General features: G+C 44.3%; 18 protein-coding genes. 8 read left to right on the top strand and 10 right to left on the bottom strand.

The genetic code is table 11. The annotated features are described in order from the left end of the window. Nucleotides 1–57 precede the first annotated feature (57 nt). On the bottom strand, nt 58–249 hold the full coding sequence (locus AAEY79_RS02935) for a bacterioferritin-associated ferredoxin (protein ID WP_025652034.1): 192 nt from the start codon (nt 247–249) through the stop codon (nt 58–60). 353 nt (nt 250–602) lie between these two features. Here AAEY79_RS02935 and AAEY79_RS02930 point away from each other — a divergent pair, with 353 nt between their 5' ends. Further along, nucleotides 603–932, top strand: coding sequence for a helix-turn-helix transcriptional regulator (locus tag AAEY79_RS02930; protein WP_025652035.1), 330 nt, complete (start codon nt 603–605; stop codon nt 930–932). A 243-nt stretch (nt 933–1,175) separates the two neighbouring features. Here the strand turns inward: AAEY79_RS02930 and AAEY79_RS02925 are convergent, their stop codons facing one another. The 5 genes from AAEY79_RS02925 to AAEY79_RS02905 all read right to left on the bottom strand — a co-directional run bounded on the left by AAEY79_RS02925 (nt 1,176) and on the right by AAEY79_RS02905 (nt 6,475). Next, on the bottom strand, nt 1,176–1,898 hold the full coding sequence (locus AAEY79_RS02925; protein WP_025652036.1) for a sulfate/molybdate ABC transporter ATP-binding protein: 723 nt from the start codon (nt 1,896–1,898) through the stop codon (nt 1,176–1,178). A 96-nt stretch (nt 1,899–1,994) separates the two neighbouring features. Further along, entirely contained in the window at nt 1,995–2,930 is a 936-nt protein-coding gene (gene cysW / locus AAEY79_RS02920) for a sulfate ABC transporter permease subunit CysW (protein ID WP_025652037.1), read from the bottom strand. 1 nt (nt 2,931) lies between these two features. Continuing rightward, nucleotides 2,932–3,816, bottom strand: a complete 885-nt coding sequence (cysT, locus tag AAEY79_RS02915) for a sulfate ABC transporter permease subunit CysT (protein ID WP_025652038.1) — start codon at nt 3,814–3,816, stop codon at nt 2,932–2,934. A 181-nt stretch (nt 3,817–3,997) separates the two neighbouring features. Next, on the bottom strand, nt 3,998–5,095 hold the full coding sequence (locus AAEY79_RS02910; protein ID WP_025652039.1) for a sulfate ABC transporter substrate-binding protein: 1,098 nt from the start codon (nt 5,093–5,095) through the stop codon (nt 3,998–4,000). Between the two features lie 243 nt (nt 5,096–5,338). Then, entirely contained in the window at nt 5,339–6,475 is a 1,137-nt protein-coding gene (locus tag AAEY79_RS02905; protein WP_025652040.1) for a sulfate ABC transporter substrate-binding protein, read from the bottom strand. Nucleotides 6,476–6,953: 478 nt separating this feature from the next. Between AAEY79_RS02905 and AAEY79_RS02900 the strand changes: the two genes are divergently transcribed. Continuing rightward, nucleotides 6,954–7,481, top strand: a complete 528-nt coding sequence (locus tag AAEY79_RS02900) for a hypothetical protein (protein ID WP_025652041.1) — start codon at nt 6,954–6,956, stop codon at nt 7,479–7,481. Nucleotides 7,482–7,630: 149 nt separating this feature from the next. Here AAEY79_RS02900 and sat read toward each other — a convergent pair whose 3' ends face one another. Further along, nucleotides 7,631–8,884 carry a sulfate adenylyltransferase gene (gene sat, locus AAEY79_RS02895; RefSeq protein ID WP_025652042.1) on the bottom strand — a complete coding sequence of 418 codons (1,254 nt, stop codon included), beginning with the start codon at nt 8,882–8,884 and terminating at the stop codon, nt 7,631–7,633. A 237-nt stretch (nt 8,885–9,121) separates the two neighbouring features. Here sat and AAEY79_RS02890 point away from each other — a divergent pair, with 237 nt between their 5' ends. From AAEY79_RS02890 to AAEY79_RS02880, 3 genes are all read left to right on the top strand, one after another. Continuing rightward, a complete protein-coding gene (locus AAEY79_RS02890) occupies nt 9,122–10,807 on the top strand; it encodes a nitrite/sulfite reductase (protein WP_025652043.1) in 1,686 nt (561 codons plus the stop codon). Continuing rightward, complete coding sequence (locus tag AAEY79_RS02885) at nt 10,800–11,396, top strand: DUF934 domain-containing protein (RefSeq protein WP_025652044.1); 597 nt, start codon at nt 10,800–10,802, stop codon at nt 11,394–11,396. The genes AAEY79_RS02890 and AAEY79_RS02885 overlap by 8 nt, the downstream gene beginning before the upstream one ends. Before the next feature lie 195 nt (nt 11,397–11,591). Next, entirely contained in the window at nt 11,592–12,230 is a 639-nt protein-coding gene (locus AAEY79_RS02880) for a phosphoadenosine phosphosulfate reductase family protein (RefSeq protein WP_201583732.1), read from the top strand. Nucleotides 12,231–12,294: 64 nt separating this feature from the next. On the opposite strand, the gene AAEY79_RS02875 is transcribed toward AAEY79_RS02880, so the two are convergent. Next, nucleotides 12,295–12,711 carry a type II toxin-antitoxin system HicB family antitoxin gene (locus AAEY79_RS02875; protein ID WP_025652046.1) on the bottom strand — a complete coding sequence of 139 codons (417 nt, stop codon included), beginning with the start codon at nt 12,709–12,711 and terminating at the stop codon, nt 12,295–12,297. A 59-nt stretch (nt 12,712–12,770) separates the two neighbouring features. Further along, nucleotides 12,771–12,953, bottom strand: a complete 183-nt coding sequence (locus AAEY79_RS02870; protein WP_025652047.1) for a type II toxin-antitoxin system HicA family toxin — start codon at nt 12,951–12,953, stop codon at nt 12,771–12,773. Nucleotides 12,954–13,165: 212 nt separating this feature from the next. Here AAEY79_RS02870 and cobA point away from each other — a divergent pair, with 212 nt between their 5' ends. The 3 genes from cobA to AAEY79_RS02855 all read left to right on the top strand — a co-directional run bounded on the left by cobA (nt 13,166) and on the right by AAEY79_RS02855 (nt 20,680). Then, the gene (gene cobA, locus AAEY79_RS02865; protein WP_201566877.1) at nt 13,166–14,839 is read left to right on the top strand and encodes a uroporphyrinogen-III C-methyltransferase; all 1,674 of its coding nucleotides are present in this window, start codon (nt 13,166–13,168) and stop codon (nt 14,837–14,839) included. 248 nt (nt 14,840–15,087) lie between these two features. Then, nucleotides 15,088–16,632, top strand: a complete 1,545-nt coding sequence (locus AAEY79_RS02860) for an exonuclease SbcCD subunit D C-terminal domain-containing protein (RefSeq protein WP_173240292.1) — start codon at nt 15,088–15,090, stop codon at nt 16,630–16,632. A gap of 91 nt (nt 16,633–16,723) precedes the next feature. Further along, nucleotides 16,724–20,680 carry an AAA family ATPase gene (locus tag AAEY79_RS02855; RefSeq protein ID WP_352287156.1) on the top strand — a complete coding sequence of 1,319 codons (3,957 nt, stop codon included), beginning with the start codon at nt 16,724–16,726 and terminating at the stop codon, nt 20,678–20,680. Between the two features lie 149 nt (nt 20,681–20,829). Here AAEY79_RS02855 and AAEY79_RS02850 read toward each other — a convergent pair whose 3' ends face one another. Next, complete coding sequence (locus tag AAEY79_RS02850) at nt 20,830–25,680, bottom strand: NAD-glutamate dehydrogenase (RefSeq protein ID WP_352287154.1); 4,851 nt, start codon at nt 25,678–25,680, stop codon at nt 20,830–20,832. Nucleotides 25,681–26,101 lie beyond the last annotated feature (421 nt).

The raw sequence follows: 26,101 nt of genomic DNA, 5'->3' as shown, positions 1-26,101 counted from the left end.
CAATGAAAGGCAGGTACTTGTGATGCACAAGCCTAAAAGGCACTTATCTAATAGCCGTTAGACGGCGTAAGCTAAGACATCCAGCTTGGCATGGTGTTCATCAAGGTAATCATTGACCATCGGCTCACAGCAACCACAGCACGTCGCAACATCAAGGGTATCTTTTAGACCGTCAAGGGTATCGATACCGGCAGCAATGGCGGCTTTGATTTGCTTTTCTTTTACGTCGTTACAGATACATACGTACATGTGCTGGCTCCTACGATGGTTACTATATGTCTTGCTGATGCACTTAAAGGATTAAAGAAAAGCTTTTTGAACGGATAAGTTACTTAACATTCAATACTTTATCTTGTTAGTCGTTATAATAACGATAATTATTACCATTTGCAATAGCATTAGCCTATCTGTTTATCATTAATGCACCACTAGAGAGTTTGGGTATGAATTCATGTAACTGGATATAGATAAACGTGTAACCGATTATACTTAACGGTACTAAAATGACGACGAAGTGTAATTTTGCTCATTTTTTAATCGATTTAATAAGCAACTGCTGTTATATTGAACCCCTATTAACGAAGCTCTATTGGAATTATCCTATGTCTGATAATAATTTTACGATACAACCTATCGAATTGTTTAAGGTTTTATCTGATCCGACGCGCTTAAAAATCTTCCAAATCTTATTCAAAAAAGAAGCACGCTGTGTGGGCGAATTGGTAGAAATATTGGATCAACCACAGCCAACCATCTCGCGCCATTTGAACCATTTAAAAAAACTGGGCATCTTAAGCTGTGCTCGCGATGGTACCTGGATGTGGTATGAAGTAGCCGATGATCTGCCTGACTGGTGTCAAGATATCTTGGATATCACCTATGAGCAAACCTCACTCAAAGACTTGAACCTAAATATGTCAAAACTTGCTTAGAGGCTACTCATTCAGTTAATAGTTGCTGAGTTTACTATTAACTGGACTATTACTTAGTCATTGCCCTGCCCTCTACGTTGAAGCCCATACATAATTTAAGCCATAAAAAAAGACCTACATCAGTAGGTCTTTTTTATATGCAAACGATAGTAATTGCACACCATGCTTATTCTAAAAACAGCTATAGTCTTTTGAAAATAGCCCTGTGAAAATAAGACTTAAAACAGGTGGATTATAACCCTTCTATACTAAGTCTAAGAAATCACTGACAAAGGCGTTAGCTGGATGATGTATCAACTCTTCTGAAGTACCTACTTGCTCAACATGGCCATGATTCATCACCACAATCTCATCAGACACAGCGCGGGCTTCTTCTTGATCATGGGTGACCATGATACTGGTGATACCCAGCTCATGATGAATGTCTTTTAGCCAAGTACGCAACTCCTTACGTACCTTGGCATCAAGCGCACCAAATGGCTCATCCAATAGCAACAGCTTTGGTTTTACTGCTAAGGCACGTGCCAGCGCAATACGCTGACGCTGACCGCCAGATAATTGATGCGGATAAGCATTAGCGATTTGTGGCAGCTGTACTAATTCTAGAAGCTCTGCCACTCGCTTATTGATATCCGCTTTGCTTGGTCGCTCATTCTTGGGCAATAACGTTAAGCCAAAGGCGATATTATCGGCGATGTTTTTGTGGCGAAATAGCGCATAGTGCTGAAACATAAAGCCGATATGGCGTTTTTGCACAGGCGTATGGGTGACGTCCAACTCATCAAACAATATCTGCCCCGAGTCCGAATACTCAAGCCCAGCGATGATGCGTAACAAGGTTGTTTTACCGCAGCCAGAAGGCCCTAATAACGTTGTCAATTTACCTGTAGGTACGGTGATATTGATATTGTCTAAGGCAGTAAAATTGCCAAACTTTTTATTAACGTTCCTAATCTCGATGCTCATAATAGTGTCTCTTATTATATCTTTTGTCTTATCGTAGCAGATGATTTCGATTATTGTTTTACTAGTCGCTGTTTTATCAATCACTACTTTAGCCGCTTATACGCTGTCATCTGCGCGCTTTGCTACGGTGGCATTGGCACTCACTGGTAGCTCAGGCGCGCTCGCTAGCCGTTCAGATTTGGCAAACTTGCGCTCTTGTACCTTGGTCATGACTTGTTGTATCAATAGCGTCACTAACGCCAGTGCGGCAAGTAAGCTTGATAAAGCAAAAGCGGCGGTAAAATTATAATCATTGTAAGCAATCTCAACCAAGAGCGGCATGGTATTGGTCTCACCACGTATATGACCTGAGACCACGCTCACGGCACCGAATTCACCCATTGCCCGAGCGTTGGTCAAAATCAAACCATAGAGCAATGCCCATTTGATATTGGGCAAGGTCACATGCCAAAAAGTCTGCCAACCGGTGGCACCCAAAGTAAGCGCGGCCTGCTCCTCACTATCACCTTGAGTCTGCATCAGCGGTATCAGCTCACGTGCCACAAAGGGAAAGGTCACAAATAACGTGGCTAACACAATACCCGGAACGGCATAAATAACCTGAAAGCCCATGCTCTCAAGCCAGCCACCAACAGTAGAGTTAAGACCGAATAACAAGACAAACATCAAACCGGCGACCACTGGTGACACCGAAAACGGCAAATCAAGCAAGGTCGTGACCAGCTGCTTACCTTTGAATTGATAACGCGTCACGAGCCATGCAATTGCGATACCCATCACCATGTTAATTGGCAACACGATAGCGGCGGTAATTAATGTGAGCTTAATCGCTTGCAGCGCTTCTGGATCGACCAGCGAGGCAATATACAACTGCCAGCCACCTTTAAAGGCTTCATAGAACACCGCAAATAATGGTACTACTAGCATGATAACCATGAATAAGACAGCGATGCCAATAAAGGTGCGCCGTATCCATGGGGTATCTTTGGTTGCTGGGTTGCTTTGATAGTCGTAGCTATTGGATATCTGCATCTTAGCGAGCTCCTACACGGCGCGACAGTTTCCACTGTACAATGTTGATGGTCAATAAAATCACAAATGAAATCATCAGCATAAATAACGCCACGGCAGAAGCACCTTGGATATCGAACTGCTCAAGCTTACTAATAATAATGAGTGGTAAAATTTCAGACTGCATCGGAATATTACCCGCGATAAAAATCACCGAACCATACTCGCCAGTCGCACGGGCAAACATCATGCCCGCGCCCATTAATAATGCTGGTAACAGCTCTGGCAAAATCACCTTACGAAACGTGGTTAAACGATTTGCGCCCAGTACCGCGGCCGCCTCCTCAAACTCAACCGATAGCTCAGCCAATACGGGCTGCACGGCACGAACAATAAATGGAAAGCTGACCACCACTAAAGCGAGCCAAATACCGATAGGCGTAAAAGCCACCTGAATGTCGAACTTATCAAACCATTTACCAATCAGGCCATTCGGCGCATAAAGAGTGGCCAGAGAAATCCCAGTGACAGCGGTTGGTAGTGCAAAAGGCAAATCAACCAAGGCATTGATTAAGGACTTACCCCAAAATTCATAACGCACCAGTACCCAGGCGACCAGCGTCCCAAACACCATATTGGTGAGCATGGCTAAAAACGACATCCACAAGCTTAATTTAATAGCAGCAGTTACTTGCGGCTGGGTAATGGTTTCCCAAAAGCCCGTCCAGCCCATTTGGGTTGTAGTATAGGCCATCATAGCAAACGGTAGTACCACTAATAACGACAAGCTAAAGACGGTAATGCCCATGCTCAGACCAAACCCTGGCAGCACATTGCGCTGACGCAAACGGTTCAGCCAGCCTTTTTTTGGCAAAGGTTTGCTGCTCGAAGATGGTGTTGCACTCATAGTGATGTCCTATTGCCTATCTGATGGTACTTATCGTAAAGACCACGTTTTATCAAATGTATTATTAGTCCGCTTACGGTATAAAGGACATAGCGCGGGTGCCATGTCCTTTATATGATTGGACGTTACTTTAGAACTGCTAAGCGGGTAACGACAGTACGTTTAAAAGCAAGCGTATTGGTTACTGCGGGGCATTAATCGCTAACTGATCGAATACACCACCATCGCCAAAGTAAGTACTCATGATCTCATCCCACGTACCAAAGGCATCGTTCGGGCGAAAGGTTTCAACCGGTGGTAATTTGTCACCGTTTTTATCAAGGACGCTTTTTACGCTAGGACGTAAGTAAAGGTCAGCGGCCAATTGCTGAGCAGGCTCGCTCCATAAGTAATCAAGATAAGCTTTTGCCGCGTCAGTGGTGCCTTTTTTATCAGTCACAGCTTTGACGATCGCAACAGGGCTTTCTGATTTGATAGAGTATTTAGGATAAACGATGTCAACTTGACCCGCACCAAAATCAGTGGCCGCAAGGTTGGCTTCGTTTTCAAAGGTAACTAAGACATCACCAATACCGCGCTGAACGAAGGTCGTCGTCGCTGCACGCCCGCCATTCTCATAGACTTTGACGTTTTTTAGCATGTCTTTTACGTATTTTTTCGCTGGTGCTTCTTCGTTATTAAAGGCGTGTAAGCCATAACCATAAGCCCCTAAAAATGCATAGCGACCATTACCGGTAACTTTCGGATTGGCCATTACAATCTCAAGGCCATCTTTGGTCAAGTCTTCCCAATCATTGATACCTTTTGGGTTGTCTTTACGCACCAAAAATACGATAGTACTGGTAAAGGGCACAGCGTTATCTGGGAATTTGCTTTCCCAATCTGACTCAACCAAGCCTTTTTTCTCAAGCAGCTCGATATCTGAGCCTTGATTCATGGTCGCGACATCCGCTTGCAGACCATTAGCAACCGACAGGGCTTGCTTACTTGAGCCACCATGTGACTGCTTGATTAGGATATTACTGTTTGGGTTCTCCGCTTCATAATGTTCAACGAACAGCGGGTTGTAGTCTTTATAAAAGTCGCGTGCCACATCATAAGAGACGTTTAACAGCTCGATATTTTGACCTTCTGCAGCTGGCGTGCCATCAGCATTGGCCGTCGTATCGGTCTGCTCGCTGTTGCTACAGCCCGCGAGTCCAAGTGTCAGTGCCACGCCAGCAATGCTTAGAGCACTTAGCGCTTTGTTTTTTTGTTGATAACGAGCTGCGTCAGTCATAAATACCTCAGAGATGTCTGTTTGTTATGTTGTGCAAGTATGCTAACAGCGCCATCTTATTATGTTTAATGATGAATATGTGTATGTTATTGCCAAAATGGAATAACCAAGTCATATAAATAAATTTATCAATAACTTATAAGTGGTTATCTCTTGAGGCATACCACTTTTTATGACGTCTGCCTGCTGTCGAGTGCTGGCTAGCTGTAACGATCTAATCAAATGCGGTATTACAGTTAGCCATTACTCTACCCGTGCCAACTGATCAAAACGCCCACCATCGACAAAGAATGTCTCCATAATCTGAGCCCAAGAACCGAAAACTTCGACTGGCTCAAAGGTGTCAATATCAGGCAATGTGTCTTTGTGCGCGGTCAGCACCTGCTCATTACTAGGACGCATATACATTTGTGCCATCAGCTCTTGTGCTGGCGTGTCCCATAAACCCTTAAGATAGGTATTAGCTGCCTCAGTTTTACCGCTTTTTTCGGTGACCGCGGTCACCACGGCAACAGGGTTTTTAATCACAATCGAGTAGCTCGGATAGACGATGTCGACTTTTCCTTTCGCAAACTGCTTCGCGGCCAGATGTGCTTCGTTTTCGGTAGTGACGAGCACATCGCCAAGGCCGCGCTGGGTAAAGCTGGTCGTCGCTGCCCGTGCACCATTGTCATAAGTGACAACGTTCGCCAGTAGCTTTTGGATAAAATCATTGGTTTTGGTTGGGTTCTGCGGGCTTTCGTTAAACTGATGTAGCCCATAACCATAAGCGCCCAAAAAGGCATAACGCGCCGTACCACTGGTCTTTGGATTCGGGATGACCACATCGATACCATTACGTGCCAAATCAGACCAGTCTTGAATGTTTTTTGGATTGCCGTTCCGTACCAGTAGCACCATAGTGCTGGTATAAGGCACGGCATTATTAGGTAGTGCTTGCTGCCAGTCGGCTGCGACTAAGCCTTTTTCGACCAGCAAATTCATATCGCTTTGTTGGTTTAAGGTCACCACATCAGCTTGCAAACCACTGGCAACCGACAAGGCTTGCTTGCTTGAGCCGCCATGCGACTGATTGATATTTATTTTACTGTCTGGATGCGTTGCCTGATAATCCGCACTGAATAAAGCATTGTAGTCTTTATAAAAATCGCGTGACACATCGTAAGAGACGTTAAGCAGGCTGATGTCTTTTTGCGCACTTGCGGACTTATCTGTGTCGTCTTGTGTGGCTTGCGTAGGGCTACAGCCTGCCATTAGCATTAACGCTGTCAACGCGCCGCCTATGATAAGGGTGCGAGGTTGCGCACTTTGAGACAGTGAAACGCCAGCGCTAGTGCTGATGCGCGCTGAGACTTTATTGATAGTACTATTGGTTTGCATAAATGCTCTCTGTATTTTTAAATTGCGTATTTTTTAGTTTCGATGCGACCGTTTTTATTAAAATACTTATGACGGTCTCAACTGCCATTGCTCGATGAGCTTGGCTCTCTGAACTGAATTTTTAACGTAGCTTATTGGCCAATTTATTAACTGGCTTCTGTGGATAATGAGAGACATGCTAGCAGCTTGTTTTATGAACGCTTAGTGACAAATCAGCTTATCGAGTGCTGAACTTGGCATAAGCAAGCAGTTGTATTTGTTTCATGACTAATCGAGCAGTTAATCTAAGAAATAAATGAGAACAGCTTTAACCTCTAGGGGGTTAAGAGCGTTATGCTACCGACTGTGGCATACTATACGTAGCCAACCAATCGCCTCGATCGGTCAGTACTTATGCTCCGTACTTATGCTCCGTACTTATAGTCAGCATCTGTCATCAGCCATACCTATCATTCACTTAATACCAAGGTGCCGCCCTATGATTCAATACCAACGCCGCTCAGTATTTTCTACTGTCTTAATTTGTGCCAGCACCGTTCTTATTAGCGTTACTGGCTGTAGTTATAGCGATCTCAACCAGATGGATAACACCGTGAAGAGTAAGGCTACAGCTATTGTGCAGACACCTGCGGTACAGAAAATCGTTGGTGACTATGCTTCAAACGGCTATGCGACGCGCAAGCAAGGCAGTGATTGGGTGGGCGTCATAGTGAGAGCTGATGGAGCGGCAGATATTGCCATAAAGGTGCGTGCCCGCAGCGATGTCAAAAAACCAACGTGTCAGTTTGACGCTAAGGCGACGTTGCTAGGTCAAGACGATGCACATGGTATTATTTTTCAGACCAAGATAAACAACAGCAATGACAGCATGGCGTTCTTCCAATTTAAAGAGGATACGCTGACCATTGATAGCCAAGATAAATATGCATTAAACTATTTTTGCTCAGGTGGCGGGACGCTAGCCGGAAACTATGAGAAACTTGAGGGGAATTTAGAGCTGAATTAGAATTCGATGAGGCGATAACATAAGGTAATACGTAGCTTTAAATAATCTAGCTTTAGAGCATAAAAAAGGTGTCAGATTTATCGTCTGACACCTTTTTTCATTTTTCATTTTTTAGTACTAGCTTTATTTGCTAATAAGACAAATGTTAATTATACGGCTGATGCGCCAGTAAGTTTGATCTCTGCACGCTCTTCACGAGCGATACCAGCGTAGTAATCACGCAAAATCTGCAAAACTTCTGGACGGCTAAAGTTGTCTGGCACATCCTCATCTTCTGATAAGGCTTTACGTAGCTTAGTACCTGATACCTTAACGTGTTCACTTGCATCATGCGGGCAAGTCTTGTCTGATGCCATCGCATTACAAGCATTACACCAAAAGGTCCAGCCAATTTTTAACGGCTGAGTGATAAGGTCGTCTTTACCAACATATTCAAAGATAGTCTGCGCATCAAAGGCACCGTAATAATCGCCGACACCAGCGTGGTCACGACCAACAATCAGATGGCTACAACCGTAGTTTTGACGGAATACTGCATGCAGTAGCGCCTCACGCGGACCGGCATAACGCATGTCTAGCGGATAGCCTGCTTGGATCACGGTATCAGCTCTGAAATAATTATCAATCAAGGTCTTAATGGCTTCTTGGCGTACCTCAGCTGGGATATCTCCTGGTTTTAATGCGCCGAGTAGCGAATGAATCAGTACGCCATCACAAATCTCGATCGCAATCTTGGCCAGATATTCGTGTGAGCGGTGCATAGGGTTACGCGTTTGGAAGGCGGCGACTGTTTTCCAGCCTTTGGCATCCAATATCTCGCGCGTCTCAGCTGGCGTTTTATAAATCTCTGGGTATAAGGCGGGGAACTCGCCTTCGCTTAGTACTTCGACGCGACCTGCGATGTTGACTTCGCCTTGGTTCAGGACTTGCTGCACGCCCGGATGTTCAGGATCAGTTGTGGTAAAGACTTGCTGGCACTCATGGTCTTTGTCGATATCATAAGTTTCTTCGACAGTAATGATGCCCATCACTTCCCCATCATCCGCGACCAAAGCCACTTTATCACCTTGGCTCAAAGTATCGGTCAGTGCTCTTGGAGCAGATAAAGTAATGGGGATTGGCCAAAACAAGCCAGCATTCTCACCACTTTGCAGACGCATGTTGTCAACAACGCCTTGCCAATCGGCTTGATTCATAAAGCCATTTAGCGGGGTGAAGCCACCAATACCAAGCATAATCAAATCACCACGCTCACGTGAGCTTAGCGTGATAGTCGGCAAAGTGCTGGCAAGTTCTAGAGCCTCTTCGCGTGCTTTACCTTTTAATAATAGTGGCTTTAGGGTGTCGCTACCATGAGGGGGTACTAGTTTTGAGGCTGCTTGATTGGGGACTGAAGATGTCATATTAATTTAAAACCTTAATGATGAGTGAGAAAGCTGAGTAAATGGGTTATAAATAGAATACGCATAGGCTACCGAATTTTCGTTATGAAAATTTATGCTGACTTTGGATATGGATATGACTTATAGGAATTTATGTTTTAACGCTATAGCTTATATGATGTGACGCTAAGCTAAACTAAACTGTCACTGAGCAGTTTTTAAGCTATCATATACGTCTATCATTATTGAGATTACGTCATGTACCAATATAATTATGCTGACCAAACCTTGGTAGAAGAACGAGTCGCCCAATTTCGCGACCAAACCGAACGGTTTTTGGCAGGCGAGCTGCCAGAAGAGCAATTTTTGCCGCTGCGTTTGCAGAACGGTCTTTATATCCAGCGTTATGCGCCGATGTTGCGTATTGCGGTTCCATATGGCTTGCTGGCAACCTATCAATTGCGTAAGCTCGCCGAGATTACCCGCAAATATGACAGAGGTTACGGACACTTTACCACTCGTACCAATATGCAGCTGAACTGGCCAAAACTTGAAGAAGTGCCAGATATTTTGGCGGAGCTGGCATCGGTACAGATGCATGCCATTCAGACTTCGGGCAACTGTATTCGTAATACCACCACTGACCCTTACGCCGGTATTCATAAAGAAGAGATTGCTGATCCACGTCCTTATTGTGAGATTATTCGCCAGTGGTCAACCTTTCATCCTGAGTTTGCATTTTTACCGCGCAAATTTAAGATTGCCGTCATTGGTACCGCCAATGATCGGGCAGCGACGCAGGTGCATGATATCGGACTGCATTTAAAAGCCAATGAAGAAGGCGAGCTTGGATTTGAGGTGATTGTTGGTGGCGGGCTTGGACGTACGCCAGTGATTGGCAAAACCATTAATAAATTTTTACCACGCCATCATTTACTCAGCTATTTAGATGCGATTTTGCGCGTCTATAATCTGCATGGTCGCCGCGATAATAAATTCAAAGCGCGTATCAAAATATTAGTCGAGAGCATGGGCGGTCCTGCCTTTGCTAAACTGGTCGACGCTGAATGGGAAGCACACACCAAAGATGGCTCATTAACTCTAACCGATGCCAGCTTTGACAAAGCCAGTAGTTATTTTACCGAACCTGATTATCTAAGCTTTGATGCGCTCCAAGTACAGTCGGACTTGCAGCAGCAATTAAACGCTGATAAAGACTTTGCCAATTGGTATAACCAAAATACGGTCGCCCATAAAATCGCAGGTTATCGCGCCGTGGTGATTTCGTTAAAAGCAGGGTTGGTCAATGGTAAGTACGTGCCTTCAGGTGATATCAGTGAGTCGCAAATGGACGCCCTCGCCGACCTCGCTGATGAACATAGCTTTGGTGAATTGCGTGGTACTTATCAGCAAAATCTGGTTTTCGCTGATGTACAAACCAACCGCTTATACGAGCTATGGCAACAGTTGGTTGCGCTACATTTGGCCCGTCCAAATATCAATACCCTCACCGATATGATCGTCTGCCCAGGCTGGGACTTTTGCTCGCTCGCCAATGCCACAACCCACAATATCGCTGAACAAATCGAAAAGCAATTTGATGATCTCGACTATCTTTATGATTTGGGTGAAATCCGCCTCAATATGTCTGGCTGTATGAATGCCTGTGCGCATCATCATACCGGCGATATCGGTATCCTTGGTGTCGATAAAAAAGGCGAATACTGGTATCAAATCAGCCTCGGCGGAAACTCTAGTAACGACGCCAAAATCGGCAAGATATTGGGTAAAGCGGTGCCATCTGATGATGTCGCGACGACGATACAAAAGATAGTAGACGTCTATCTAGAGCAACGCGTGGCTAATGAGAATGAGGTAGAAGGCTTTGGTGAGCTGATCAATCGTATTGGCCTTGCACCCTTTAAGGAGAAGGTCTATGGGTAATCATCATCTTTTCAATAGCGAGGCTGTGGACATCAGTCAAAACGATACTTGGCATGTACTGACGACTAACGATCTACCAGATGGTATCGCACTGACCCACATATCATTGCTCGAAATTTTACAAAAGCAAGAAAAGCTCGATGTGCTCTTACCGCTTAGCGATTTATTGGATACTAAGGGCAATATTGCTGGCGGTCTATTGCAAGAGGTGTATGAATTACTCGCTCAACATGCCAGCAATCTTGGTGTCTGGGTGACATCGAATAGCGATACGGAAGTGCTAACTCGCATACCAGAGTTTTTATTGCAGCAAGATTTAATTGTGATTAATGTGCCAGTGTTCACCGATGGACGCGGCTTTAGCTTTGCCCAGACCCTACGCCAGATCGGTTACCAAGGCGAGATTCGTATGGCTGGCAAGTTTGGGCGTGACCAAATTGCCTACCTACTACGTGCGGGCGCGGACAGTTTTATGATAAGCGAGCATGACCTACAGTCCATCTCCGACATCAGCCAAGCATTTAACGCGCTGGCTAGCAGTTATGACGGTCGCAACGCCGCCGACTTACCGATGTTTGCGGACGCCTAATTTGTATTATTTCAATTTAAATTATGACAGCAACGACCTATTTTTGTAGGCTGGGTTTTTAACCCAGCATTTTACTTTTATAAATTTTCACAGCTGGGTTAAAAACCAAGCCTACGACTACTATTAAATATTTAATTTTTTTACCATCTTTAACTTTATTCATTTAAATTATTAACCACCATTAAGGAACATATTATGAGTCAATTACACCCAGATCTAGACCTTGATCAAGCCAACCAAGCGCTACAAGGAAAATCACCAGAGCAAATCGTTGAATGGGCACTCAGTCAGGCTAAAAACCCTATCATTACCACCAACTTCCGCCCTTACGAGTCGGCTATCTTGCATTTAGTTGCCAAGCAACGTCCTGATATCACCGTATTATGGGTAGATTCTGGTTATAACACGGACGCCACTTATCGTTTTGCTAATAAAGTGATCAAAGACTTAGATCTTAATGTCGTTACCTATATCCCTAAGCAAACGGCGGCGCATCGTGATGCCACGATGAATGGCATCCCAGGGATTGATAACCCACAGCATGATGAATTTACAGAACAAGTGAAACTTGAGCCCTTCCGCCGTGCGCTAGATGAGCTAAAGCCTGACGTTTGGTTCAACGCCATTCGTAAAGATCAAACCGAATTCCGCCAAGGTCTCGATGTACTTAGCTTATCGAAAGATGGTGTATTAAAAGTCGCGCCACTATTTGACAAGAACGACGCCGATTTAGATGTATACTTGGACGAGCATAACTTACCTAACGAGCATGACTACTTTGATCCAACGAAAGTAGAAGAAAGCCGTGAGTGTGGTTTGCATACGCAGTTGTAACTTAAAAACCTAGATATAATAAAAGAAATAAAAAACCGACTCAATCGAGTCGGTTTTTTATCGTTTAAGCGTCAGTCATAATCAAATCTTTTTCTGCTAGGTTCGATAGATAGGCACTACGACTTCTATAGCGCTCTTTATTACTGGCAACTTTAGCATCAATTAAGTGAATCAATCGACTAGGTAACGTTACGTTGACTTTCTCAGTTTTACCAAGATAACGATTCACGTCAACAGCGACGACTGCCCATGTCATTCCTTCATAATCTGGATTATCGATATACTGTTCGATATCACTTGGTAATGGGATTTCCATCCCTTCTTCTGCAAGGCATTCTAAGTGACCTGTAATTGCTTCAATGGTATTTTCAAAGACATCGTTGTAACTATCGGCAGCTGAGAAACACCCTGCAATGTCAGGTACGATAATACCGTGGGCAGTATCTTTGCCGCCGCGCTCGATCGCAATTGGATATAACATAAGGTTACCTCTTGTTATCATACAGTTATTTCTATTTGTTTAAGATTTTACAAAATGGACTACACTAGTCCAGCTTGTTTTAATATGCTTTTAATCGTTCCTTTGGGAAGATCCTTTTTTGGATGCGGTATGGTTACTATGCCCAGCTTATTATCATGTTTGAAATGATGATGACTGCCTGTTACTCTTGCCAAATACCACCCATCGGCTTGTATCTCTTTTATCAATTCACGACTTTTCATAACAGCCTTTGCCCATATCGATAGTAAATTATACCCCTAGGGTTACTTAATATCAAACATATTTAGTTTATAGGCGCTATTCCCTTTCATCGCAAAAACTACCGTTATCATATCAAAAACGAATATACTAATGCCAATACACTAAGTGAGACACAAAGCCTGATACCTCATAATGGTCACATACCTTATTAAATTGAATAACTGGTGAAGATATGAACACCTTTCCACTATTTTTTAAATTAGAAGATCGCAAAGTGCTGATCGTCGGTGGCGGCGATGTGGCGCTACGTAAGGCTGACTTGCTCAGCCGCGCTGGTGCGTGTATCACTGTCCTTGCACCAAGTATCAGTGCTGAGATACAAGCTTTACTATCAGATAGCAAGCACCAACTTATCTATGATAATTATAATAAAACCTATATGACAGGCGCGCGCGTTATCATTGCCGCGACCGATGACGAGATACTTAACCATCAAGTCCACGCTGATGCCAGCGAGCTTAATATTCCGGTAAATGTGGTCGATACCCCACCTTTATGTGATTTTATTTTCCCCGCCATCGTCGACCGCAATCCTATCGTGATTGGTATCTCGTCCAATGGCAAAGCGCCGGTGCTGGCACGTCTATTACGGGCGCGGCTTGAAACTTTGATTCCGCAAGGCTATGGAAAATTGGCCAAACTAGCAGGCGACTTCCGTACTGAGGTAAAAAGCAAGATTCCAACCTTAACGGGTCGTCGGCAGTTTTGGGAGCGCGCTTTTGAAGGCAAAGTCAGCGAGTTGATGTTTGCGGGCAATGAAAGCCAAGCCGCCGCGCAACTACAAGCCGACTTGGATGAGACAGCCGCCAAAATTGAACTTGATAAAACGAGCCGCGCAGACACGCAACCATTACAAACAGAGTCTTCGTCTGTATCAACCACCGCTACAATAGATCAGCCACAACACCCGGCTGCAGCGCCTGAGCAAACGCCTGTCGGTGAAGTGTACATCGTCGGTGCAGGCCCCGGTGATCCAGAGCTGCTCACGTTTAAAGCGCTGCGCTTAATGCAGCAAGCCGATATTGTCTACTACGATGCGCTAGTATCACCGCAAGTATTGGACTTATGCCGCCGTGATGCTGATAAAGTATTTGTCGGTAAAAAACGCAGCAATCATGCTGTCGCTCAGCTTGGTATCAATGAGCTGTTGGTCAATAGTGCAAAAGAAGGTCGCCGTGTAGTACGTTTAAAAGGTGGCGATCCCTTTATCTTTGGACGTGGCGGCGAAGAGATTGAAAGCCTACGTGCGCACGGCGTACCTTATCAAGTCGTTCCCGGTATCACCGCTGCTAACGCCGCTGCCAGTTATGCAGGTATTCCGCTCACTCACCGTGACCATTCACAATCCGTGCGTTTTGTCACTGGCTTCTTAAAGGCTGGCGCGCCCAATAGCAACTTTAAGAGCTTTTTAAATACTGACGAAACCGTGGTGTTCTATATGGGTCTGCATTCGCTGGCGCGTTTGACTGAAGGCTTGATTGATGCTGGTCGTCGTGCCGATACGCCAATCGCTATCATCTCTAATGCCAGTATGCCAAACCAGCAAGTATTGACTGGTACGCTTGCTAATATCGTTGAATTACAAGAACAAAATCAGCTACCCACGCCAGCTTTACTCATTATGGGTGATGTCGTCGCGCTACATCACGATTTGGCTTGGTATAACCTGCAAAATAAGCAGCATAATCGAAACACCCGTGACACCGCAAACAATTGGTTGCGTGGCGGTACAGCTGCTACACCAAAAGAAGGACATACTGATGCTAACCAGCAGGCCCATGCATTATCAATGGTGGCTAATTTGGCAGCGGCTGATAATGGTTTGGAACAGTTGGTAATTAATTAGTTTATATCTATGCTCAGTAGTATAAATTTATATCTAGATTGCTAAAAAAAGAATCATTGAGCTTCGGCCTAATGGTTCTTTTTTATTCCAAATAGGTACTAAATACTAAATACTAAATAGCTACTAAGCCAATGCTTACTTTAAACCAGACACTAACAGAGAAAACCAAAGCAAATCTTGCTAGAATGACTACTTTCTACTAAATATCCTAAAGCTCAACTATGTCCACACTTGCCGATACCAAGTCTATGCCTATGAAACCTTTAACAGTCCTCCACACTTCAGATTGGCATTTAGGACGCAGGCTTTATGGTCGTATGCGTTATGATGAATTTGAAGCGTTTTTAAGTTGGCTACAAGATACCATTAGCGCGCAAAAAGTCGATGTCCTTATCGTCGCCGGTGATATCTTTGATACCATGACGCCGAGTAACAGAGCGCAGGCGCTATATTATGAATTTTTGGGCAAAGTTTCAAAATCATGTTGCCAGCATATCGTTATCGTCGCGGGCAACCATGACTCCCCTACTTTTTTGGACGCACCAAGCAATGTCTTAAAATTCTTAAACGTTCATGTCATTGGCACCGCTTGTGAAGACTTAAAAGATGAGGTCTTGGTGTTAGACGATGCAGACGGTACACCGCATTGCATCATCGCCGCAATCCCTTATCTGCGTGACCGTGATGTCCGTAGCAGCAGCGCTGGCGAGTCCGCGGATAGTAAAGATGCCAATGTCATCAAAGGCATTCGTGCCCATTATGATGAAGTCGCCAGCATTGCTAAAGCGAAGCAAACAGAGCAAACAGAATTAGCCGAAGCAAACCAGCGTCACATTCCTATCATCGCTACAGGGCATCTATTCGCAGCGGGTGGCACCACTACTGAAGACGATGGTGTGCGTGAGCTTTATGTCGGCTCACTCGGCAAAATCTCTGCTGATATGTTCGATGAAGGCTTTGATTATGTGGCACTTGGGCATTTGCACGTACCGCAGCGCGTCGGCGGCTGTGAGCATATCCGCTATTCAGGCTCGCCTATTGCGATGGGCTTTGGTGAGGCCAAGCAACAAAAGCAAGTATTGCTGGTACAGTTTGGCGCAGTAGAAAATGATTTTAGCAATCAAAAAGCAGCGTCAAATAGTACATCTGAAAGCAATATGCCTAAGCTTACTAATACAGTGACTAAGATTGAACAATCGGTAGAAAAAGCCGCTAAAAAAGTAGCAAGTCGGTCAACTGGTTTTATAGATGACTTGTTTGACTTTGATGACTCAGTAGAAAGTGATGTAAAGGAAGAAAGCACGGTTGAAGAAGGTTTAACTCAAACAGGTGCTAAGTTAGCATATCAACTGCTGCATGATGATGAGTCACGTCAGATGCAAGTGGTTTCCCTACCCATTCCAAAATTCCAAAAATTGGCGCAAATCTCAGGTGATCTGGAGTCTATTAATAAGACTATCGATAAAACCATTCAAGCTCTTGATGCAACAGAATCTGTTTGGCTTGAAATTATTTATACGGGTGATGACGTGGTCAGTGAGTTGCGTGAGCATATTCAGGCGATGGTAGATGGTTTGCCGTGTGAAGTATTAAAAATTAAAAACACGCGCACCTATAATAAAGTTTTGAACCAACAGCAAATCTCTGAGACCCTACAAGATTTAAATGAGGAAGAAGTATTTGAGCGCTGCTTAATTGCTCACAATATTCCTGATGAGCAAAAATCATCCTTACGTGACGCCTATGATCAAATTGTTTATAACCTGCGTCATGAAGATACTCAGGCCGAATAATAGCAGCGCATTTTGGATGCCAGCCAACAACTTCTTCACTTTTCATCACTGTTCTCTTTATAACTGTTCTATATAAAAATAAGACCTACCCATGCGACTGATTGAACTACGACTTAAAAACTTAAACTCCCTAAAAGGCGAATGGCACATTGATTTTAGTGATCCGGCTTTTCTGAATGAAGGGATTTTTGCCATTACTGGGCAGACGGGCGCTGGCAAGACCACCATCTTGGATGCGATTTGCTTAGCACTATATAGTCAAACGCCAAGATTGGGTGATATTACCGGCTCAACGAACGAAATCATGACCCAAGGTACGGGGGAATGCTCGGCAGAAGTCATCATCGAGATAGATTCCAAACGCTATCAATGCTACTGGTACCAGCATCGCGCCCACAAAAAAGCCAAAGGTAACTTATTACCGATTAGACATGAGATTAGTGAGGTTAAAACCGGCAAGATTTTAGAAGAGAAAAAATCTAAGACATCAGCCTACATTCAAGACCTTATCGGCATGGATTTTAATCAATTTACCCGCTCCATCATGCTCGCACAGGGCAGTTTTGCCGCGTTTTTAAAGTCAGATATTGGCGATAGAGCCGCCATTTTAGAGAAAATAACCGGTACTGCTATCTATGCCAAGATATCGTTAAACGTCCATGAAAAGAAACGCTTTGAGGAAGACGTGCTTGGTAAGCTACAAGCGGGCGTTAGTAGCCTATCGTTATTAAGTTTTGAAGATGAAAAGTTACTGGTAGCAGAGCTACAGACCCTTAATCAACAGCAAAGCAAGCAGCGACAAACTTTCAAAACCCTGAGCGAGCAGCTGCAGTGGCTGGATAATGTACAGCAGCTACAGCAAAATATATTAACTTATCAAAATGATTTTGCAGCGGCACAGCAGGCTCAGCAAGCCTTTACTCCAGAAGCGCAGCGCCTAGATATTGCTAATAAAGCCTTGGAGATTGATAGTCAATTTCGAGAGCTTAGCTATAGCCGAGAGTCGGTCAAGAGGTTGGGTTTCGAGCAGCAAGATTTGCTTAATAAGATTCCAACACAGCAAGCAGCGCTGGCACAAGCCACGACCCATTTAAACAATATCAATACCATTGAAAAGCAAGCCACGGACAATCTGCAGACCACCTTACCTATCATTGCAAAAACGCGCGAGTTGGATGCTGAAATAAAACAGCAATCCCATTCTTTGGCAGATGACAATCAACGTAAAGACGTCTTAGTCAATAATACGCAACGATTACGCCAAGAAATAGCCAGCCACAAACAAACAGAACAAGAGACCAAAGCTCAGCTTAGCAGTATAGAAAAATATTTTAGCGATTATGAAGAGCTAAACGATCTCGATACAGATATGGCGACCTTTGATAGCAGCTGTCGCCGATTAGTGGTGCTGCTGGAAGATAATGTCAGCTTAGCGGCGGATAAACTTGCGCATGACAACCAATCAAGCAAGCTACAAGCTCATTTCGATAAGCTCTCTAAGCAGCAAGATGCTGATAAGTTGTTAATAACTGAGCAACGCGAGCAATTGGTCAGCGTACAACAGCAGCAAGCAATACTCATCGAAAAACAGTCGCTTGCGAGTATGCGCTTCGAGCAAGAGCAAGTGGATCAGATCAACAATCATATTGCGCAAGCCAGCTTTAAATTACAGCAGATGTCTGAACTTGCTCGCCAAATCAAAAAGACTAACCTCTCGCTACCTACGCTAAACGAGGAATTAACGACCTTAGAAGAACTCATTGCTAGTCGTCAGTCAGATATTCAAGATGCTAAGCTCAAGAGGCAAGAAAAGCAAGAACATCTGAATTTACTACAAAAGGTCGCTAAGCTTGAAGACTACATAGCAGAGCTAGAAGATGGGTCGCCCTGCCCGTTATGCGGCGCGCATGAGCATCCTTATGGTAAGCATCATCCGTTATTAGACAGTAATAATATCGATGACAATGCCAAGCAAAACCAGTCGTCCACAATAAAACAGACTAAGACGCAACAAACTCAGCAGCAAATAGCTGAACTAGAAACCATTATTGATAACCTTGAGCAGGCTTTATCAACATACAATATCGAATGTGCTACAAAGAAAGAAACGCTTAACAACCAGCAACAACAGCTAGCCCCACTACAGCAGAAATCCGAAATATTATATGGCGATATTCAGTCTTACCTATCTTCACTATTTGAGACTAAGAACGATTACTCTGAAGCAATCGCAGCAATTATCAATCCTCTTACTCAGATAAACGATGATATTAATGCGACCATCACGAATATAGATCATAGCTTATCCTTATTAGACACCGCCAAACATGATCTGACTGAACATAAACAGTCTCTTAAAATTATAGTGGTCGAATATGACAACTTAACTGAGAGTGCGGCAAAGCTCAGTACTGCCATCGAAACCGACGAAAAACAGCAACAAACAGTTAGTCACGATATTAATAATCTAACAACTGACATCAAGCTTAACTCACAAAAGATTGATGGGATAAAAGATAAGATTGCCGCTAATTTCTCGGAGTTGGCACCCCTGATGACCACCGTTTCATCTCTAACGCATAAATACCCAGCGGATAAATATAAAGAACACTTAAACTCAACTATATCGCTCAATGCGGCAGACTTATCTAATGCACTTAAGCAATTGGGTAATAGTTTTGATGAGCAAACGGTAATAGACAGCGCAGATTATGACCGTCATATTGAAAAACTGCGTCAACAGCGCAGCGCTTTAAACCAGTTAAAACGACAATTTAATGAGCAGAAAGACCGTCAGCAGCAGCTAACCAATAGCTTAAGCAGTTTGACTGCACAGATTGAAACTAAGCAAATACAGCTGAGCAATGATGACACAGCACTCAAAGAGCTAGAATGCTTAATTGCTCATAAGACCAATGCTATCGAACAATTAAAGCAAGATAGAAAAGAGATTTTTGCAGATAAAAATACAGACAATGAAGAAAATCAATTACGCCGTGCGGTTGATGAGGCTAAAGCCAAGCAAGTAGTAGCACAAAGGCAGCTAGACACTGTACAGCAGACTCTAGAGCAATTAACAGCTAGAGAACAACAGCTAGACACAGAGCTACAGGCGGCGATGTCTATACTGAATACGCAGCAAAGCGGATTTACTAACTTGCTCGCAGAATCACAGTTCGTAGATGAAGCTGCTTTTGTGAGTGCCCGCCTGCCTAAAGAAGAGCGTGAGTCACTACAGACACGTAAATTAGCGATTGATAATGCATTGCATCAAGCTAAATTACAGTTGGATAGCACCCAGCAAGCGTTAGAGCAAAAACTTGCCAATCCTATGACGGATGAAGACCGAGAAATACTTGCTGGCCAGCACCATCAAATACAAATAGATATTGATGAGTTAAGTCAAAAAATCGGTGCGATTGACCAAAAACTTAAGGATAACGACAGTCAAAAAGGCCAACAAGCGGCACAGCTCATTGCTATCAATGAGCAAAAACAAAAACTACAAGTTTGGCAACAGCTACATACGCTCATTGGTTCCGCTGATGGCAAGAAATACCGTACCTTTGCCCAAGGCTTAACGTTTGAGGTCATGATTAGCCATGCCAATACTCAGCTACAAAAAATGAGTGACCGTTATTTGCTCATTCATGATGACAGCAATCCCCTTGAGCTTAATGTCATCGATAACTATCAAGGCGGCGATATTCGCAGTACCAAAAATCTCTCCGGCGGTGAAGGCTTTATTATCAGCTTGGCATTAGCGCTCGGACTATCACAAATGGCCAGTCACAACATCCGCGTCGACTCGCTATTTTTGGACGAAGGTTTTGGCACGCTTGATGAAGAGTCACTCGATATTGCGCTCGATACCTTAACCAGTTTGCAGCAAGAAGGTAAACTTATTGGCATTATCTCGCATGTACAGGCGTTAAAGGACCGTATCTTAACCCAAATCAAGGTTGAAAAACTCTCTGGCGGCTTTAGCCAAATCAGCGGTCAAGGCTGTCGCCGAGTTACCAATGTTACCGACGAAAAAGCCTCGTAAATTAAGACAGCAGTTAAGGAAGTTAATAAAAATTATGACAATAAGGCAATAAAAAACCACCGTCAATTAATAACGGTGGTTTTTTTGAAAAGACGTTTATCTTGTTATTTATTTCATGACTCTTTACTTAGTCACTTGCTCACTTTCACTCATTTAGTCACTAGGCCGCTCAGCTCACTCATAAGGACAGAGAGCGTTGACAAGCTAATAGCACTTTCATCATTGCTATCGAGCTTATGCATCTCCGTCGTTACCCCTTCAAGATGGTCTTTATGACGCGCTTTCCATTCGCTAAATGCCTGCTGTGCATCTGGCTTGGACAATATGGCGTCCATTAACAGACGCAGACTACGTGACAGCTCATTCACTAAGGCATGACGGGCACGGCGATCCCAATAGTCTTGCTGTGGTAAGTTGGCGATATTATCCATCATCCAATCTAGCTGCAAGACATGGTAGGCCTCGAAGTATAAGGTCGCAATCTCATCGACAGGACGCTCATATTGCTCGGCAAGGCGCGCTGCATCTAACGCATCAACATGATAAGGCAGCATAGCAAACAAGGTAGCATCCGTATCGGATAGCTCTTTTTCCACCAAGCTATGGGTGTCTGCCTCTAAGTACTCGGAAAATTGCTGCTCAATAAAACCGCCTGATTTGGTTAGTTTCTCAACACTTTCACTAAAGCGGCTAATCATATCTGCCACTTGCAAGTTTTGCCCAAAGGCATTGATGAACCACACCACACCGCGCTCGAGAGCATCACGTAGACGCAGCTCGAGGTTCAATAACAGCGTCGCATCGACTTTATTATCTAACGACTCAAGCGTGTTCCAAGCTTTTGCCACATTGAAGACATCACGGCTAATCGCATAACCACGAATAATAGTCGCTAGAGACTGATCGGTTTCTTCATAGAGACGGAACAGTGCCTCGATACCCAAACGGTTGACCACACTATTGGTCAGATAGGTACTGATAATCTCACGATGCAGACGATGTTCAGTCATCTCATCAAAGAAACGCGTAGCCAGCTCGTCTGGGAAGTACTTACGCAGCTCATTGATAAAGTATGGATCATCTGGCAAGTCCGATAGCAACAAGTTGTCATAAACCCACATTTTGCCATAGGCCATGACCACCGCCAGTTCAGGATTGGTCAGACCGGTATCCGCTTTTTGACGTTTGGCGATCTCTTCGTCTGCTGGCAAGTATTCAATGGCACGATCAAGACGACCTTCGCTTTCTAGCATTTGGATAAAACGCTGGTGATCGCTTAGGTTAGCAGCGGCGCGGATATGGCTAAGCTCAATTGCTTGTGGTTGTAGATAGTTTTGGCGCAACACCAGCTCTGCAACAGTATCGGTCATACTTTCTAGCAGCTCGTTACGCTGCTTCAGGGTCATGTCACCTTGCTCAACGACTTTGCCGAGTAAGATTTTGATATTGACTTCATGATCTGAGCAGTTCACGCCGCCTGAGTTATCGATGGCATCGGTATAAATACGTCCGCCCGTCTGTGCGTATTCAATACGCCCTTGCTGGGTAAAGCCCAAGTTCCCCCCTTCACCGACGACGGCTGTACGCAGCTCGTTACCATTGACGCGGACTGCATCATTGGCACGGTCACCGACATCAGCATGGCTTTCATTTTCACTTTTCACGTAAGTACCGATACCACCGTTCCAGATGAGATCCACTGGCGACTTCATTAGTGCACTAATAAGCTCATTAGGGGCCAAGTTGTCTTCGCTAATATCGAAAATCTCTTTCATCTCAGCGCTAATAGCGATGCTTTTGTCCGTGCGTGAGAACACCCCACCACCTTGACTAATGAGCGACTTTTCGTAATCGTCCCACGTCGAGCGCGGCGTTTCATACAAGCGTTCCCGCTCGGCATAAGACGCAGCAGTATCTGGATTGGGATCGATAAAGATGTGAAGATGGTTAAAGGCTGCGACCAGCTTGGTATGGGTCGATCTCAGCATACCATTACCAAATACATCACCACTCATGTCACCAATACCGACGACAGTAAAGTCATCACGGTTTTGAATGTCCATACCGCGCATACGGAAGTGACGTTTGACTGACTCCCAACCACCGCGGGCTGTGATACCCATGGCCTTATGGTCATAACCGACCGAGCCACCGGAGGCAAAGGCGTCATCAAGCCAAAAGTTGTATTCAGCAGCTAAGGCATTGGCTATATCGGAGAAGCTTGCCGTGCCTTTATCAGCGGCAACGACCAAATACGGGTCGTCTTCGTCATGACGCACGGTATCGGCTGGCGGGACAATTTTTCCATCAACGATATTGTCAGTGATATCGAGCATACCGCGTAGGAATGTCTGATAACAAGCAATCCCTTCAGCTTGGAACGCTTCGCGACCATCTGCCATCGACTTGGTCTTAACGATAAAGCCGCCTTTTGAGCCAACCGGCACGATAACTGCGTTTTTGACCATTTGCGCTTTGACCAGACCCAGTACTTCAGTACGGAAATCTTCCATACGATCTGACCAGCGCAGACCACCACGGGCAACTTTACCACCGCGTAGATGCACGGCTTCAACGCGTGGTGAATAGACAAATATCTCAAACATCGGCTTCGGTTTTGGCAAGTTTGGAATATCTGCAGCTAAGAACTTAAACGACAGACGGTCTTTACGTGCGCCTTCACTATCCGTTTGATAGAAGTTGGTACGCACCATGGCATTGATTAGGTCTAAATACCAACGCAAGATACGATCTTCATCCAAGCTATCAACGTCTATCAAGGCGGCGGTGATTTGCTCTTGAATTTTCGTGGTTTTTTCTGTGCGCGCCTCTTCACTATACTTAGGATTCATGCGTGCATCGAACAAGCTGCTTAGTGCCACGCTAATGTCGTTGTTTTTTACCACCGTTTGCTGAATATAAGCACTAGAGAATGGCGCGCGTGCTTGCATCATATAGCGGGACAAGGCACGGAGTACGACCACATCATAAGTGTCTAGTTTGGTGATTAATACCAGCTCGTTCAAGGAATCACTCTCAACGCGTCCCGCCCAAATCTGCTTGAGACTGTCTTCAAATTGATTACGCACCACTTGCATATCAACCGTATCGACATGCTCCAAGGTCAGTTCATACTCTTGCATCCAGATAGGCTGCTCTGGTAAGTCAAACTCATAGGTTTGCGCAGAAATCACTGAAACACCAAAGTTCTCTAATATTGGCAAGACTTTGGACAAAATAACGGGTTGCTCACGTCCATACAGCTTAAGATGCAGCTGATTGCTTGCGTCACCGGTTGACTGATATAGGTGCCAAATCATTGGCTGCTCATCGGTCAATCCTGATAAGCGTTTAACATCTTCGACAGCCGTACGGGTATCAAAGTGCTCTTGGTAAGCGGCAGGTATGTAGTTGAAGAAACGACGATTAAGTGCATTGGCTTGTTGCTCACCGACATTGTCGAGTAACATTTTTTGATAGTGGTCGCCCCATGATTGCATGAGTGCCGACAGCTTTTCTTCTAAAGCGGCTGTATTCACATCATTAACTTGACCGGGCACAGTACGTACGTGGACATGCACACGAGCGTGGGCAGATTCATTAAATTCAGTGGTAAAGCCAGATGACGTGCCACCATACGCGTCTTTCAAGACATTTTGCACTTTGATGCGCAGTTCAGTGTTGAATTTATCGCGGGGAATATAGACCAAGCAAGAAACAAAACGCTGATAATGGTCGATACGACTGAATAAGCGCAGGCTCTTTTTGTCTTGTAATTGACTGATACCAGAGACAATCGGATAAAGCTCTTCGACGCTGGCTTGAAACAAATCATCACGCGGTAAAGTATTAATGACGTGCATCATCTTATGATGTGCATGACCATCACGCGGTAAGTCTGCCATTGCCATGATTTTATTGGCTTTTTCACGCAGTAATGGTATCTGTTGGACAGTAAGTTGATAAGCTTGCGACGTCAGTAAACCAATAAATCGATATTCACCGACCAGTTTGCCATTGTCATCAAACTTATGAATACCTAAGAAGTCCATATATACAGAACGATGTATAGGTGAGACACGGCTCGATTTGGATAACATCAATACTCGCGGCTCGGTCAACAGCTGCTTTAACACTTTTGGCAATTGGCTAAAGCTTTCTGACAAAGTGTCTTCTGCGGCACCGCGTAGCAAACCAAGACCGCTATTGCCAATGGCAAATAAATCCAAATCTGCGTTCTTAGAATTGGTAGCGTCGCTGTTGACATCCATCATGCTATCGCCTTCTAAGCGATATTCACGGTAGCCTAAGAAGATAAAATGATCGTCCAATATCCAATCTAAGAACGCTTGAATCTCTTGCTGCGAATAGAATACTTCTGGCAATGGTTTTTTTGACAGCTCCGACTGGATGTCCGTTAGCTTCTCGCGCATTTGTTTCCAGTCACCAACGACGGTATCGAGCGTATCCACTTTTGCCAACAACAGTTGCTGTAATGCGGCCAACTCTTCGTTGTCTTGATAGGCAATTTCACAATGAATCATAGATAAGTGCGACGTCGCGCTTTCATGAGCACCTTCAATATGAGCAATGTTGCCGTCATCATCGCGTTCAACACTGATAATAATGTTATAAGTGCGATGCACGTCGATACCTTGAGCCTCAAGACTCATCAAAATAGTATCTACTAAAAATGGTCTGTCGTACGCCACTATTTGTATGACCGTGTGCGAGCTGTGGAAATGCTGCTCTTCTGCTTTTGGGTTCAAAATAGCGAGTTGCGGTTGTTTACCATCATAAGACTTGAGTAGCGTAAAATGATGGAGCGCCATGCCTGCTAAGTCAGTATTGCTGATAGCCTCTGCCGTCTCTTGATGCAGGGGCTGATAATAACTATGAATAAAATGATCAAATAGTGATTTGTCATTTTGTACATAATTGGTGGCAATATCGCTTATCTGGCTGATGCGCTCTTTTGCGATACTTAGGGAGTTTGGCATGTCCTTTGTCCTTTTTATAGGTTTAGTATTTCAAGTGCTTTTCTTTTCAAGTGCTTTTCTTTGTTAGCACTTAGTTGGTTTCTACTTATTAATCAGTATTAATTATTAGCAAGGTCTGAATGTAATGAATCACCAATATCAGATAGCAGTACATCCATTAACGAGCTTCTAATAAACCATATCGTTCTCTTTGGCATCCTCTGTTGTTTTTTATTGCCTAATGTTTATAAGAGCAAACGGCTGGCTAGATTTAATACCATTAATATATTGAAGTGTAACGCACCTAGTCGCATAGCTAAAGCGTACAACATCATTTCATGAATCAGCAACATGCCGATAACCTTTGCTAATGAGACAACACACCTTAATTATTGATGAATAACGGCTGGCAGGTGGATACTCATGGCAATCAAGGCACTTT

Origin of the sequence: Psychrobacter sp. GW64-MNA-CIBAN-0177 (assembly GCF_040309585.1) — a bacterium.
In the GTDB taxonomy this organism is placed as follows: Bacteria; Pseudomonadota; Gammaproteobacteria; order Pseudomonadales; family Moraxellaceae; genus Psychrobacter; species Psychrobacter okhotskensis.
The sequence above is the reverse complement of the archived record's forward strand: the minus strand, read 5'-3'. Positions and strand labels throughout refer to the sequence as shown.